The 14,190-nt window shown below is 39.7% G+C and carries 9 protein-coding genes and 8 tRNA genes; 13 read left to right on the top strand and 4 right to left on the bottom strand.

The window, feature by feature from the left end; all coding sequences use genetic code 11:
• The first annotated feature begins 5 nt into the window (after positions 1-5).
• Positions 6-2,282, top strand: a complete 2,277-nt coding sequence (locus H5115_RS15990) for an acyl-CoA dehydrogenase (protein WP_182756271.1) — start codon at positions 6-8, stop codon at positions 2,280-2,282.
• A 438-nt stretch (positions 2,283-2,720) separates the two neighbouring features.
• Here H5115_RS15990 and H5115_RS15985 read toward each other — a convergent pair whose 3' ends face one another.
• Entirely contained in the window at positions 2,721-3,155 is a 435-nt protein-coding gene (locus tag H5115_RS15985) for a hypothetical protein (protein ID WP_002963139.1), read from the bottom strand.
• A gap of 142 nt (positions 3,156-3,297) precedes the next feature.
• Positions 3,298-4,266: a cysteine synthase A gene (gene cysK / locus H5115_RS15980; protein WP_002963138.1), complete on the bottom strand. Its 969-nt coding sequence runs from the start codon at positions 4,264-4,266 to the stop codon at positions 3,298-3,300.
• A gap of 362 nt (positions 4,267-4,628) precedes the next feature.
• Between cysK and H5115_RS15975 the strand changes: the two genes are divergently transcribed.
• The 12 genes from H5115_RS15975 to H5115_RS15920 all read left to right on the top strand — a co-directional run bounded on the left by H5115_RS15975 (position 4,629) and on the right by H5115_RS15920 (position 10,086).
• Positions 4,629-5,780, top strand: coding sequence for a dicarboxylate/amino acid:cation symporter (locus H5115_RS15975; RefSeq protein ID WP_002963137.1), 1,152 nt, complete (start codon positions 4,629-4,631; stop codon positions 5,778-5,780).
• Positions 5,781-5,888: 108 nt separating this feature from the next.
• Positions 5,889-6,539 carry a UvrY/SirA/GacA family response regulator transcription factor gene (gene uvrY / locus H5115_RS15970; RefSeq protein ID WP_002963136.1) on the top strand — a complete coding sequence of 217 codons (651 nt, stop codon included), beginning with the start codon at positions 5,889-5,891 and terminating at the stop codon, positions 6,537-6,539.
• A gap of 9 nt (positions 6,540-6,548) precedes the next feature.
• Entirely contained in the window at positions 6,549-8,372 is a 1,824-nt protein-coding gene (uvrC, locus tag H5115_RS15965; RefSeq protein ID WP_039488521.1) for an excinuclease ABC subunit UvrC, read from the top strand.
• A gap of 42 nt (positions 8,373-8,414) precedes the next feature.
• Positions 8,415-8,960: a CDP-diacylglycerol--glycerol-3-phosphate 3-phosphatidyltransferase gene (gene pgsA, locus H5115_RS15960; RefSeq protein ID WP_032827134.1), complete on the top strand. Its 546-nt coding sequence runs from the start codon at positions 8,415-8,417 to the stop codon at positions 8,958-8,960.
• Between the two features lie 212 nt (positions 8,961-9,172).
• Positions 9,173-9,248 (top strand) — tRNA-Gly (locus tag H5115_RS15955).
• Between the two features lie 31 nt (positions 9,249-9,279).
• Positions 9,280-9,353: transfer RNA gene (locus H5115_RS15950), tRNA-Cys, on the top strand.
• A 37-nt stretch (positions 9,354-9,390) separates the two neighbouring features.
• A tRNA-Leu gene (locus H5115_RS15945) sits at positions 9,391-9,477 on the top strand.
• A 64-nt stretch (positions 9,478-9,541) separates the two neighbouring features.
• A tRNA-Gly gene (locus H5115_RS15940) sits at positions 9,542-9,617 on the top strand.
• Between the two features lie 39 nt (positions 9,618-9,656).
• Positions 9,657-9,743: transfer RNA gene (locus H5115_RS15935), tRNA-Leu, on the top strand.
• 49 nt (positions 9,744-9,792) lie between these two features.
• A tRNA-Gly gene (locus tag H5115_RS15930) sits at positions 9,793-9,868 on the top strand.
• A gap of 19 nt (positions 9,869-9,887) precedes the next feature.
• Positions 9,888-9,961, top strand: a tRNA-Cys gene (locus H5115_RS15925).
• A gap of 38 nt (positions 9,962-9,999) precedes the next feature.
• Positions 10,000-10,086, top strand: a tRNA-Leu gene (locus H5115_RS15920).
• 427 nt (positions 10,087-10,513) lie between these two features.
• On the opposite strand, the gene H5115_RS15915 is transcribed toward H5115_RS15920, so the two are convergent.
• Positions 10,514-12,112 carry a BCCT family transporter gene (locus tag H5115_RS15915; protein ID WP_182756270.1) on the bottom strand — a complete coding sequence of 533 codons (1,599 nt, stop codon included), beginning with the start codon at positions 12,110-12,112 and terminating at the stop codon, positions 10,514-10,516.
• 164 nt (positions 12,113-12,276) lie between these two features.
• Positions 12,277-13,692 (bottom strand): sodium:alanine symporter family protein, encoded by a 1,416-nt coding sequence (locus tag H5115_RS15910; protein ID WP_182756268.1) that lies wholly within the window; start codon positions 13,690-13,692, stop codon positions 12,277-12,279.
• Positions 13,693-14,190 lie beyond the last annotated feature (498 nt).

Genomic DNA, 14,190 nt, shown 5'->3' with positions numbered 1-14,190 from the left:
TGCGCATGTTAATATTTATAATATTGCTGGTCGTGGTGGTGGTTATTTTTGCGGTTAAAGATATTCGCCTAAACTTGATTAGTCGTCCTACGTTTAAAATGTTCAAAAAGGTGCTTCCGCCATTATCGCAAACAGAGCGAGAGGCGATGGAAGCAGGTGATGTTTGGTGGGATGGTGAGTTATTTAGTGGTAACCCAGACTGGCAAAAACTGCACCACTTTCCAAAACCAGAGCTTAGCGATAAAGAAAACGCATTTATGGCTAACCAAGTAGAAACCTTATTGGCGATGCTTGATGATTATCAAATTGTACAAAAAGACAAAGACTTACCAAAAGAAGTGTGGGATTACCTAAAAAAAGAAGGTTTTTTTGCGCTGATCATTCCTGAAAAATTTGGCGGTCGTGAGTTCTCCGCAATTGCTAATTCAACGATAGTGTCAAAAATTTCGACTAAAAGCTTAACAGCCGCAGTCACTGTTATGGTGCCTAATAGCTTAGGTCCGGGCGAGTTACTTCTTCACTATGGTACTAAAGAGCAGCAAGATCGTTGGCTGCCAAGTTTAGCTAATGGTACAGATGTTCCTTGTTTTGCATTAACTGGGCCAGAGGCGGGCTCTGATGCTGGCAGCATTCCTGATTCAGGCGTGGTGTGTATGGGTGAGCACAATGGCGAGCAAGTAATGGGCCTGCGTTTAAATTGGTCAAAGCGTTACATTACACTTGCACCAGTGGCTACTGTACTCGGCTTAGCATTTAAAATGTATGACCCTGATGCTTTATTAGGTGATAAGAAAGAGCTAGGCATTACATGTGCTCTAATACCAACCGATCATCCGGGTGTTGAAACGGGTGAGCGTCATTATCCGCTTAATATGGCCTTCATGAATGGTACCACTTACGGTAAAGATGTATTTATACCACTGGACTGGATCATTGGTGGTCAAGAGTGTGCAGGGCGTGGCTGGAGAATGCTTGTTGAGTGTTTAAGTGCAGGGCGTGGTATATCACTACCAGCATTGAGTGCAGCAACTGGACATTTAGCTTCAAAAATGACATCGGCATATGCCATGGTACGCCAGCAGTTTGGTGTATCTATAGGGCAATTTGAAGGCGTGCAAGAGGCACTTGCGCGTATTGGTGGTTTAACTTACACACTTGAGTCATGCAGATTAATGACTGCAGGTGCGATTGATTTAAAATTAAGCCCGTCGGTTGTAACAGCGATTGCTAAATACCATATGACTGAAATGGGTCGTACGGTAATGAATGATGCAATGGATATTCATTCAGGTAAAGGAATTCAAGTAGGGCCTAATAACTATTTGGCGCATGGCTATATGGGGATTCCAGTATCAATTACAGTAGAAGGCGCGAATATTCTAACGCGTAATTTAATGATATTTGGTCAAGGTGCAACGCGCTGCCACCCATTTGTTTTAAAAGAAATGGAAGCCGCTGCAATGGAAGATGACGACGCAGCACTTGAACAATTTGATGGTTTATTAATGAACCATATATTATTTGCAGCAAGTAACGCAGGCATGGCATTTGTGCATGGCTTAACACGTAGTTATTTTGCTAAAGCGCCTGTAGGTGGTGAAACGGCTATTTATTATAAACAACTGAGTAGAATGAGCCGAGGCTTAGCTATTTGTACAGACGTTGCAATGTTAATGCTTGGCGGTGAGCTTAAACGTAAAGAAATGATATCAGCGCGTTTGGGTGATGTATTAAGTCATTTGTACTTAGCATCAACTGTTTTAAAACGTTATGAAGATGAAGGGCGCCAACAAGCGGATTTACCATTTGTAAAATATGCAATTGAGAACTCATTATTTGAAATTGGCCAAGCGTTTAATGGCTTCTTTAAAAACTTTTCAAACCCGGTTGTTAATTTTATCCTTAAACGTATCGTGTTCCCGCTTGGAAACCATTACCACAGACCAAGTGATGAAATAGCACAAAGTATTTGCGAGCGTATGACTCAACCTGGTGTATTTAGAAACCGCTTAACGCATTTATGTTATGTAGATGAAAATGCAGGTACAGGGGTCATGGAAAGCGCATTTTTAGCTATGCATGATATGCAAGCGCAGTTTAAAGACTTAAAACAATGGCAGCGTAAGGGCAGTGTGCCTGCAACGCTTGATATTGAAGGTGCTATAAATTATGCGCTTGAAAATAAGTTGTTAGAGCAAACTGATGCAGATGCAATGCATCATGCTAATAAGCTACGTAAGAAAGCCATTGCAGTTGATAACTTTCAACCTGGTGAGCTGTAGCGCAGTACTTTATATACTAGGGCGTGTTGAACCTTCGTGGTTGAATTTGCAGCAGGCTGTTTGGTTTTTAGGCAAGGCAGAGCCTATGTAGAGTGGTTATTCCCCATAAATAGGCGGTAACGCAGCATAAATGCCAAACATGCGCTGCCCTTTGGGTTCTTTCTAGGGACGATTAACTCTTTGTTGCCTACATGGATGTAGGTCAAGGGCGAGAGCAGGACGCGGAAGCTTTGCTCGGTTTTTACTTATTTTTACATGGATGTAAGCCAGTAGGGTAACGCAGGAGCAGTTACCGAGCTCACTAGGTTACAAACCTCGCGCCGCGATTAAATCGCCCCTAGATTGAACAAACTTCAATCCACAAAGATCAACACGCCCTAACTAAAGCGAAAAAGGCCTTACAAATGTAAGGCCTTTTTATGTTTAATTCAGTTGTTTTTAACGAGCGTAAGGGTCGGCAACAATTTTATCTATGTACCATTTGCCCTTTTTACGAAGCATTTTTACACTGCGCATTTCGTCAATTTTGTCACCATTTAAATAACCGGTAAAAATAAGGTTTATTTTAGCGTTATCGCCGTATTGTTCACGGACGCTCATATTGGTCATATCAACTTCAATGGTTACTTCATCGTATTGCATGTTTACTAAGTTACGGGAAAACTGTTTAGCGGTGCCGTAGGATTTCATTATACGCGTAAGGTTGGGGGTTGCCATGGTGCTGGCTTTTTGAAGGTCTTGCTGGTTATAAAGCGCATCAAAATAAGCGGTTGCTGTATCGCCAGGAGTGTCGCCAAGTGTTTTGGTATCGTCACCACAGGCTGATAAAAATAAACAGATGACCAAACTTAATAAACTCGTAATTTTTTTCATATTAATTATTATTAATTAGTTTTTTTAAAGTGTGTGGTTTATCTATGCAGATGTAAAGGTATGGCAGGCAATAAATAGAAAATTGGATAATAAATAATAAAAAAGGATGCCTAAAGCATCCTTCTAAAAATCTTAAAATTACTTATTGTACTAGTTCTTGTTCACTAAACTCTTCATCAAACATTGGGCTTGATAAGTAACGCTCAGTTGCACTAGGTAGAATAACAACAATATTTTTATCTGCGTTTTCAGGCTTTTCAGCAATTCGCTTAGCTGCAACAACCGCTGCACCTGACGAAATACCTACTAAAATACCTTCTTTTTTCATTAACTGATGCGCCATTGCAATTGCGTCTTCGTTAGATACAAGCTCTGCGCCATCAATTAAGTCCATATCTAAGTTGCCAGGAATGAAACCAGCACCAATACCTTGGATTTTATGAGGACCTGGTTTAATTTCTTCACCGGCAAGCGTTTGGCTAATAACTGGAGAGTTAGTTGGCTCAACAGCAATAGACTTAACGTTTAGACCTTTTTCTGTTTTGAGGTAGCGGCTAACACCTGTAATAGTACCACCAGTACCTACACCGGCTACAAAAAAGTCTACTTTGCCATCAAGCGCATCGTAAATTTCAGGGCCTGTTGTTTCAAAGTGAATTTTTGGGTTTGCAGGGTTTTCGAATTGTTGTAATAAAATATACTTATCAGGTGCTGTTGCTTGAATTTCTTTTGCTTTTTCAATTGCGCCATTCATACCTTTTGCACCGTCGGTAAGTACTAGATTTGCACCTAATGCTTTTAATAGCTTGCGACGTTCTAGGCTCATGGTGTTTGGCATAGTAAGCGTTAACTTGTAACCACGTGCTGCTGCAACAAATGCAAGTGCAATACCGGTGTTCCCAGATGTTGGTTCAATAAGTTCTTTACCTTCAACAAGCTGACCTGACTTTTCAGCTTCCCAAATCATCGATGCACCAATGCGGCATTTGATACTAAAGCTTGGATTACGAGATTCAACTTTAGCGTATACATTCCCACCTGTAACACGGTTAAGTTTTACCAGCGGTGTATTACCGATGCTTAGTGAGTTATCTTCAAAAATAGTAGACATAATGTTCCTTTGGATGCAATCTGATCAACGTGTTAATAGCCTTTGCTACTAACTATATAAACACACTTTACTGTGAGTTTAAAAAAACTAAAGTAAAGTTTGGCTATAACATATATCTATTGGGCTTATAACCAGTCGAAATAAAAATCAATTATTAGCGGTGCTTTAGTTATTATAGGTGCGGGCTTAATTTAAAATTTAAAGAGTAAAACCTCGTTTAGTCAAAAAATGTTCAAAAGAGTATTGAATTAAGCTGTGTTTGTTCAATATTTGTGCATATGAATGTAACTTGAATAGTTTTATCACACAATGCGTCTAAAACATGATAAAAACACGTATCTAAATTCAATTAAGCAATCACAATGAAATTAATCTTAAAATTAATTGCCGGTATTGTGGCCGGTATCCTAGTTGGACTATATGTACCTATAACTGGTGTTGAACTTTTATTCACAGTAAAAGAGCTGATTGGTCAAATTATCTCCTTTACCATTCCACTTATTATATTATTTTTTATTGCATCAGGTATTGCAGGCCTACCAAAAGGGTCTGGTCACTTACTTGGTAAAACAGTCGGGTTTGCTTATAGCTCTACAATTATTGCAGGTACGCTTGCATTTTTATTAGTAAGTGCTGTTATCCCTTTTTTAAGCGGTGGTATTACATTCGAGGCAGAAGTTGCTACAGAAATTGGCAGCTTTATTGATTTAGAAATTCCACCTCTGATGGGGGTAATGACCGCATTAGTAACTGCTTTTGTATTTGGTATAGGCATGAGCCAATTAGAGCTTGATACGCTTAAAAAGGTGTCTGATCAGGGCCGTGATGTGATTGACGGATTATTATCAAAAGTAATTATCCCTGCTTTACCATTTTACATTGCAGGTGTATTTGCCGAAATGACGGTAGCAGGTACTGTGGTAGATACACTGCAAACATTTGGCGTAGTACTAATTGCAGCGCTTGTTATGCACTGGTTATGGTTAAGCGTTTTATATATAGCGACAGGTGTACTATTAAAACGTAATCCAATCGAATTAGTTAAAAATATGCTACCAGCTTACTTTACAGCGTTAGGTACTATGTCAAGTGCAGCAACGATTCCAGTATCGCTTCAATCAAGTAAAGCAAATAACGTTAAAGAAGATGTAGCAAACTTTACCGTACCACTGTGTGCAACCATTCATTTATCTGGCTCAACTATCACTATAGTAACCTGTGCAATGGCTGTTATGTTTTTATCGCCAAGCATGGAAGTCCCTTCATTAATGGGTATGCTACCGTTTATTATGATGTTAGGTGTAGTAATGATTGCAGCACCAGGTGCTCCAGGTGGCGCAGTTATGTCGGCGCTTGGTCTATTAACAAGCATGCTTGGGTTTAATGAAGGCGCGGTTGCATTAATGATTGCACTTTATTTGGCACAAGATAGCTTTGGTACTGCGTGTAATGTAACGGGTGATGGTATCATTGCGTTATGGGTTGACAGATTTAGCGAAAAATCGTCATCTTAAACTATTAGGGCGAGGCAATAATATTAGTTATTGTTTCGCTTTATGTATGTTACTGTGGCAAATTAATTTAATTAAATTGCATGTTGTTAGGTAAGTGAGGATGTTCCATTGATTAATGTACTTTTAGTTGATGACCATGAACTTGTACGAACAGGAATAAAGCGTATTCTTGATGATGTACGAGGGTTTAAAGTAATTGGTGAAGCTAAAACTGGCGAAGAGGCTGTACAGTTTTGTCGTCAGCATGCGCCAAACATAGTATTAATGGATATGAATATGCCAGGCATGGGCGGATTAGAAGCGACTAAAAAGATTTGTCGTTACTGCCCTGATGTAAAAATTATTGTGCTTACCGTTAACTGTGAAGACCCGTTTCCGAGTAAAGTAATGCAAATTGGTGCACATGGCTTTTTAACTAAAGGTGCAGGTTCTGACGAAATGGTGCGTGCCATTCGTTGTGTTCATGCCGGTCAGCGTTATATTGCCCCTGAAATTGCACAGCAAATAGCACTTGCGCAAGTGACAGGTCGCACAGACGAAAATCCTTTTCAGAGCTTATCTGAACGCGAACTGCAAATTATGCTTATGATCACTAAAGGTGAAAAAGCACAAAATATAGCTGAGCGTTTAAACCTAAGTTCAAAAACAGTAAATAGCTATCGCTACCGTATGTTTGAAAAGCTAAATGTAGGTGGTGATGTTGAGCTTACCCATTTAGCAATTCGTCATAAAATGATTGATATAGACGTTTCGTACTAACTATAATTTATGTCTGAATTTGATCACGTACATTTTCTCAAAACGCTATCAAGTGAGCCGGGTGTATACCGCATGCTTGATAGTGACAACCAAGTTATTTATGTTGGAAAAGCTAAGCATTTAAAAAAGCGTGTGAGCAGTTACTTTAGAAGTAACATTACCGATAGCAAAACACGCGTTTTAGTGAGTAATATTTGTGACATCGAAGTCACACTCACTAATACTGAAACAGAAGCGCTGCTGCTTGAAAATAATCTAATAAAAAAATACCAGCCTCGCTACAACATATTATTACGCGACGATAAGTCGTATCCCTATATTTTATTAACTAGCCATAAACACCCTCGTTTAGCGTTTCATCGTGGCAGCCGTAAAATTAAAGGTGAGTACTTTGGACCTTTTCCGAGCGCGGGAGCGGTATCTGAAAGCTTGCGGTTAATGCAAAAAATATTTCCTGTTCGTCAATGTGAAGATGCTTATTACCGCGCAAGAAGTCGCCCGTGTCTGCAATATCAGCTTAAGCGTTGCTCAGCTCCGTGTGTGAATAAAGTTACGGATGATGATTACAGCGAGCAAGTTGACTATGTCCGTAAGTTTTTAACGGGTAAATCTCACGAAGTTATTGCTGATTTAATAAAAAAAATGGAAGCAGCCAGCCTACAATTAAATTTTGAACTGGCGGCAAAAGTTCGCGACCAAATAATGCTACTTCGTAAAATGCAGGAGCAACAGTCTATATCAGGTAATTTTGCTGAAATGGACGTAGTTGGTTTTGCTCATTTAAATGGTTTAAATGGTATTCATTTATTAATGATCCGCGATCACAAAGTATTGGGTAGTAAAACGTATTTTCCAAAAGTACCTAAAGATTCAAGCGAGCAAGAAATATTGACCTCATTTTTAGGACAGTACTATTTAGCGCCAGGAGCAACAGGGCGTATTGCAAAAGAAATCATATTACCTTTTGAAATAGAAGAGAGCGGGGCACTCGGTGAAGCACTCACACAAATAAGTGAGCGCAAAGTAACACTTAAAGTAGTTACCCGTGGTGAGCGTGCTCAATACTTACAACTGGCCAATAAAAATGCATTAAACAGTATTGCAGTTAAGCAAAGTACCCAAGACTCTATTAATAAACGTTATGCACAATTAAAAGCAACACTGCGACTTGATGATATTACCCGAATGGAGTGTTTTGATATAAGCCACACCATGGGTGAGAACACTGTTGCAAGTTGTGTTGTATTTGACTCACAAGGCCCAAATACAAAAGAGTATAGGCGCTATAATGTAACGGGTATAACCGGTGGTGATGATTATGCTGCAATGGAGTTTGCACTTAATAAGCGTTACAACAAATTAGTAGATGAAGACAAAATTCCAGACGTTATCTTTATTGATGGTGGTAAGGGGCAACTGGGGCGCGCGGAGCAGTACTTTTCTAACTGGCCACATACAAAAATGCCTTTGTTAGTAGGTGTTGCTAAAGGTACTAGCCGTAAGCCTGGCCTTGAAACACTATTAATTGACGGTGGTCGAAAAACCATTCCTATGGATTCAGATGCACCTGCGCTACATTTAATACAGCATATACGTGATGAATCTCATCGTTTTGCAATTGCAGGGCATCGTAATAAACGCCAAAAACAACGTACGCAATCACTACTAGAAGAAATAAATGGAGTCGGTTCTAAGCGTCGGCAAACATTATTAAAATATTTAGGGGGCATGCAGGGAGTAAAAGCTGCTAATATAGAACAGTTAAAGAAAGTTCCTGGGATCAGCCCTGACATGGCTGAGAAGATATTTAACCATTTGCATGACAAGGGCTAGCCCTACATGCGAATATAGCAAAAAAGACATATCCAAGTAGTTATGTGGAATATTCCAAACACACTCACAACATTTAGACTTTTTCTTATCCCCGTTTTTTTGGTGATATTTTATTTGCCTTATAGCTGGGCTTTTTTTGCTGCCGCCTTTATTTTTTGGCTTGCATCAATCACCGATATACTAGACGGTTATTTAGCAAGAAAGCTTGAGCAATCAACCCCTTTTGGTGCTTTTTTAGATCCTGTTGCTGATAAAGTAATGGTATGTGCCGCACTTGTCGCGTTATCTGATCAGTACCAGTCAATGTACATGACAATACCTGCTCTTATTATAATAAGCCGTGAAATTATCATATCTGCACTTCGTGAATGGATGGCAGAGCAGGGTAAGCGTGGTAATGTCGCTGTATCAAACATGGGTAAAATTAAGACGGCTGCACAAATGTTAGCCATTATCGGTTTGATTTGGCAATATGATACATGGATGAACTATTTAAGTTTTGGACTACTGTACATTGCGACCTTTTTAACCTTGAGTTCTATGATGCAATATTTACGTGCAGCATGGGGTGAATTGACTAAAAATTAACTCTAAATGTATAATAACGCACCGTTTTAGATAAAAAACAAGCAAACAGTTCAAAACTAGCATTTTTTGTATTGACGCGTTTAATAATCTCTGTAGAATGCGTCCGTGTTGAGAGGGCATAGCCCCCGAGATAAACGAAACGGTAATTAATCAGTTACCTGAATGTTCACATAAATCATCATGTGCTAATTCAAATAACTGATAAATAAAATGCGGTACTAGCTCAGTTGGTAGAGCGCGACCTTGCCAAGGTCGAGGTCACGAGTTCGAGCCTCGTGTACCGCTCCAAGTTTATCTTAAGGTTAATACCCCGTACTGGGGCGGAATGGCAGAGTGGCCATGCACCGGATTGCAAATCCGTCTACCTCGGTTCGACTCCGGGTTCCGCCTCCATTTCAACACTCCACACGCTTTAATTAGCAAACTCGATGCCCGAGTGGTGGAATTGGTAGACACAAGGGATTTAAAATCCCTCGACTAACAAGTCGTGCCGGTTCAAGTCCGGCCTCGGGCACCACTTTGTGGTTTAATTGCATTACCAAGTGTAATTTATAAAATGGTTAATTTAGAATTAATATGATGCGGTACTAGCTCAGTTGGTAGAGCGCGACCTTGCCAAGGTCGAGGTCACGAGTTCGAGCCTCGTGTACCGCTCCATATTAGTTTTATCCACTTGCTTTAAATAGCAAACTCGATGCCCGAGTGGTGGAATTGGTAGACACAAGGGATTTAAAATCCCTCGACTAACAAGTCGTGCCGGTTCAAGTCCGGCCTCGGGCACCACTTTAAATTGTTTAACCAAGATAATTTAAAGTTGATAAAATAGTATTTTGCGGTACTAGCTCAGTTGGTAGAGCGCGACCTTGCCAAGGTCGAGGTCACGAGTTCGAGCCTCGTGTACCGCTCCAAATTATTTGGAAACATTTAGGCGGAATGGCAGAGTGGCCATGCACCGGATTGCAAATCCGTTTACCCCGGTTCGACTCCGGGTTCCGCCTCCATATAATTTACTCCACACGCTTTAATTAGCAAACTCGATGCCCGAGTGGTGGAATTGGTAGACACAAGGGATTTAAAATCCCTCGACTAACAAGTCGTGCCGGTTCAAGTCCGGCCTCGGGCACCATCTTTACTAAAATCCTCAGATAAAATTCACTTAAATTCTAAATTTCTTCTAATTTTAAAACATTCAAAAATTATTCTTACTTAAATTCTCTAATCTTATTTTTAATACCTACTTACCTTTAAAATCTATTTCTTTTTATTATCTTAGAGTTTCATCATCCTCAAAATAGATCACTTAATTAAGCGAATTGGTATAAGAGCACCTGTTTATAACAGAGCAAAAAATCAGAACGCTGGTTATTTAATTTTCATGGCAATTACTCCTGCACCTAAGTTTTAACGAGGGGTGGCATTAATGAATGTAATAGAAGTGCGGTGTCTAAAATAAATTTAAGGTGGGAGTATAGGGAATGTGTTAAGCACTTAGTTATACGAATTGCGAAGATTTTATAAGCGATCCTTGAGGATCGCTTATAAAGGATAAATTGTTATTGCAGTTTACTCTGAGCTTTGTAAATTGGATACTCGCTCAATAAGCCTTGAATAAGCGCAACACACATTAAAATAAGTACTATTGAAAACGGCAAAGCTGTAGTAACTACGCCCGACTGAAGCGCTTGCAATGCTTGCGAGCCACCAACCCAGAGCAATACTGCTGCAATCACGCCTTCGACTGTAGCCCAAAATATACGTTGTGGCACTGGTGCATCTATTTTACCGCCCGCAGTTATACCATCTATTACAAGCGATCCTGAATCAGACGACGTTATAAAAAACACCAAAACGAGTGCTATAGAAATAATAGAAATAAAACTAGAAAGAGGTAACTGCTCGTATACTTGAAATAAAGTCACTGAGATATCAGTTAAACCATTTTGTCCAAGTGGGCCAACTTTATCTATAACTTGTGTAATTGCCATATTTCCGAATACGCCCATCCAAACCAAACTAAGAAGCGTGGGTAGGCCAATGACGACGAGTAAAAACTCGCGTACAGTGCGCCCCTTTGAAACTCGGGCAATAAACATCCCAACAAACGGCGACCATGATATCCACCATGCCCAATAAAACACAGTCCAAGAGTGCATCCAATCTTCATCGGGTCTATTGAATGGATTGCTCAAAGGTACAAAGTGCTCTACGTACGCCCCAAGGGTAAACCAAATAGCAGTAACTGCATCAGAGAAAGTAAGGGCAATAACGGCTAATAATAAAATAAATGCACAAATTAAATTAACATTGCTCAGTACTTTAACACCCCCCTCAATACCTCTAATAACTGAGAAAATTGCAATGCACGTTACTAAACCAATAACAGATATTTGAAAAGCAGTCCCGTAATCAGTGCCTAACAGATAATTTATCCCGCTGGTAGCTTGTTGAGCGCCAAGGCCTAGCGATGTAGCTAAACCAAATAAAGTAGACAGTACAGCGAGTATATCTATGATATGACCGAGCCATCCCCAGGCGCGATCACCAAATAATGGATAAAAAACCGAACGTATAGATAAAGGAAGGCCTTTATTAAATGCAAAAAAAGCCAAGCTTAATCCAACAACAGCGTAAATCGCCCATCCATGTAAACCCCAGTGGTACATGGTTGCACCCAAAGCTAAAGAGTGTGCTTGCGGTGAGTTTGGCTCAACGCCCATAGGCATATGATACCAACCAGTATAATATGCAGTTGGCTCAGCAACTCCCCAAAACAGTAAGCCAATCCCCATTCCTGCTGCAAAGAGCATTGAAAGCCATGACATGTAACCATGTTCTGGACGAGCTTTTACGCCACCCAACCGAATTTTACCTAAAGGAGAAAATGCTAAAATAACGCAAAAGATCACAAAGGCATTGGCTAGTAACATAAAGTAACTATCAAATTGATTAATTATTGCGTCTTTAGTCGAGGTTAGTGCATCACGGGTAACGGTAGGGTCAAAAACTAGGGTAAGTATTACAAATAAAACAACTAAGAAGGAGCTTATACCAAATACTGGGTTATGGATATCAAATCCCCACTTTTGTACATTATCTTGCCCAACTTGGTAATCAGTAGTGTCTATACTGTATTTTTTTGTCATGTCATCCATCGGATCTCCTTTTTATAGATAACTTAATTCATACATCCTACGTAATTAAATATAAAATAGTTTTAAAATTAATATAACTTTTATTTATAAGAAATGAGATGATTAAGCGTAGTATTTGTTATTTTTAGAACTAAAAAAGCGAGCCGTAGCTCGCTGATTATTCTCTATTCCCAGGCCTCTGGGTCAACCTCTTTAGCAAGTTTAGGATGCTTACTTTTGTCAAAGGTGGGTATTAAGCCCTTTTTGCGTTGTTCGTTATAGTCTTTTGAAAGCCATACAACAACACCTGAAAGCATAAATAGCGCTATAACGTTTACAATGGCCATTAAACCCATTGATATATCTGCCAGCGTCCAGATTAAACCAAGCTCACCAACAGCACCAAACATCACCATACCTAAAACAACAAGTCTAAAGATAAACATACCTTTATTAGAGTTGTGCTCTAAAAACATTAAATTTGTTTCAGCGTAAGAGTAATTGGCCACAATAGAAGTAAAGGCAAAAAACAATATAGCAATAGCAATAAAGTAAGTACCCCAGTCGCCGACATGTTCTTGTAATGCTGCTTGTGTAAGTTCAATCCCCATAACACCAGATTCAGGTACTAATTGCTGCGATAGTAAAATAAGAGAAGCAGTCGCTGTACAAATAACAATAGTATCAATAAATACGCCTAACATTTGCACATAACCTTGTGACGCTGGGTGAGGAGGGTAAGGCGTCGCAGTAGCCGCGGCATTAGCTGCACTACCCATACCAGCTTCGTTTGAGAATAAACCACGCTTTATACCTTGGATCATCGCTTGTGTGACACCGTATCCAATAGCACCAGCACCAGCTTGTTCAATACCAAAAGCACTTTTTATAATAAGCACTAGCACATCTGGTAGTGCAGTAAAGTTAATGGCGCATACATAAAGTGCAACCAGCAGGTAAGCTAATGCCATAAATGGCACAACCATTTCAGCAAAGCGAGAAATTGTTTTTAGGCCACCAAAAATAATGATGCCAGAGCCAACAACCAAGCAAATGCCTACTATATACTTAGGTACATCAAACGCTACTTCAAATGCTGCAGCAATAGAGTTTGACTGTACTGCGTTAAATACTAAACCAAAGGCTAAAATTAAACATAACGAGAATAAAGTTCCCATCCAACGTTTGCCTAAACCGTTTTGCATATAATAAGCAGGGCCACCTCTAAAATTACCATCTGCATCTTTTGTTTTATAAGCCTGAGCTAAAGTACTCTCGGCAAAACTTGTAGCCATACCTATTAATGCAATAAGCCACATCCAGAAAATAGCACCTGGGCCACCTAGATATAAGGCAACAGCAACACCTGCCATATTACCAGTACCGACACGAGCTGCTAATGAAGTACAAAAAGCCTGAAAGGATGAAATTTCGTTATCGGCACATTTACGAGAACCAAACATAACTTTGAACATATGTGGGAATTGCACAAATTGAATAAAGCCTAGTCGAAAAGTAAAGAAGAGGCCCGCTGCTATTAATAAGTAGACGAGAACTTGCCCCCATAGAAGGGCACTTATACTATTTATTATGTCTGTCATGGATACTGCCTAAATACATGAGTTAAAAAAAGTGACCGCAACTTATCACATCAGGATAAAAGTGTTTAGTTTTAAAGTTCAAAAACAGACTTATCAACAGGGTTTTGTGGGTAACTTGTGTCTATCGTGTGCGCTTGCTTGGGGCTTAATTTTAATTACTATTTTATGCAAATAACGCTTGCGTAAAATCCGCCGCTCCCTATAATGCGACCCCACTGAGACGGGAAACGCCGAAGCATAGCGAGGCACGAACTACCCAGAGAGTTAAATAAAACTTCGGTTTTAAATCTTCCAAAAGAAAATTTAAAACAAAGTATTGACTCGAAAAATAAAGGGTGTATTATTCGCATCCCTTGAGACGCTAAAGCGACTCAAACGTTCTTTAACAATATAAAGCAATCATCTGTGTGGGCACTCGTACAGATTGAGTTCTAACAGCCAAACTACTTAGGTAGCGAGGCAAACAAATTAGAGTCTCAATTGAAACTGAGTGACCAT

It is taken from the genome of Pseudoalteromonas sp. SR44-2 (genome assembly GCF_014163745.1).
Classification (GTDB): domain Bacteria; phylum Pseudomonadota; class Gammaproteobacteria; order Enterobacterales; family Alteromonadaceae; genus Pseudoalteromonas; species Pseudoalteromonas distincta.
The sequence above is the reverse complement of the archived record's forward strand: the minus strand, read 5'-3'. Positions and strand labels throughout refer to the sequence as shown.

Coding starts and splice junctions, on each gene's coding strand:
- H5115_RS15990 (WP_182756271.1), top strand. CDS start 6: ATGTTAATATTTATAATATTGCTGGTCGTGGTGGTGGTTATTTTTGCG.
- H5115_RS15985 (WP_002963139.1), bottom strand. CDS start 3,155: ATGAAAAAAATTACGAGTTTATTAAGTTTGGTCATCTGTTTATTTTTA.
- cysK (WP_002963138.1), bottom strand. CDS start 4,266: ATGTCTACTATTTTTGAAGATAACTCACTAAGCATCGGTAATACACCG.
- H5115_RS15975 (WP_002963137.1), top strand. CDS start 4,629: ATGAAATTAATCTTAAAATTAATTGCCGGTATTGTGGCCGGTATCCTA.
- uvrC (WP_039488521.1), top strand. CDS start 6,549: ATGTCTGAATTTGATCACGTACATTTTCTCAAAACGCTATCAAGTGAG.
- pgsA (WP_032827134.1), top strand. CDS start 8,415: ATGTGGAATATTCCAAACACACTCACAACATTTAGACTTTTTCTTATC.
- H5115_RS15915 (WP_182756270.1), bottom strand. CDS start 12,112: ATGGATGACATGACAAAAAAATACAGTATAGACACTACTGATTACCAA.
- H5115_RS15910 (WP_182756268.1), bottom strand. CDS start 13,692: ATGACAGACATAATAAATAGTATAAGTGCCCTTCTATGGGGGCAAGTT.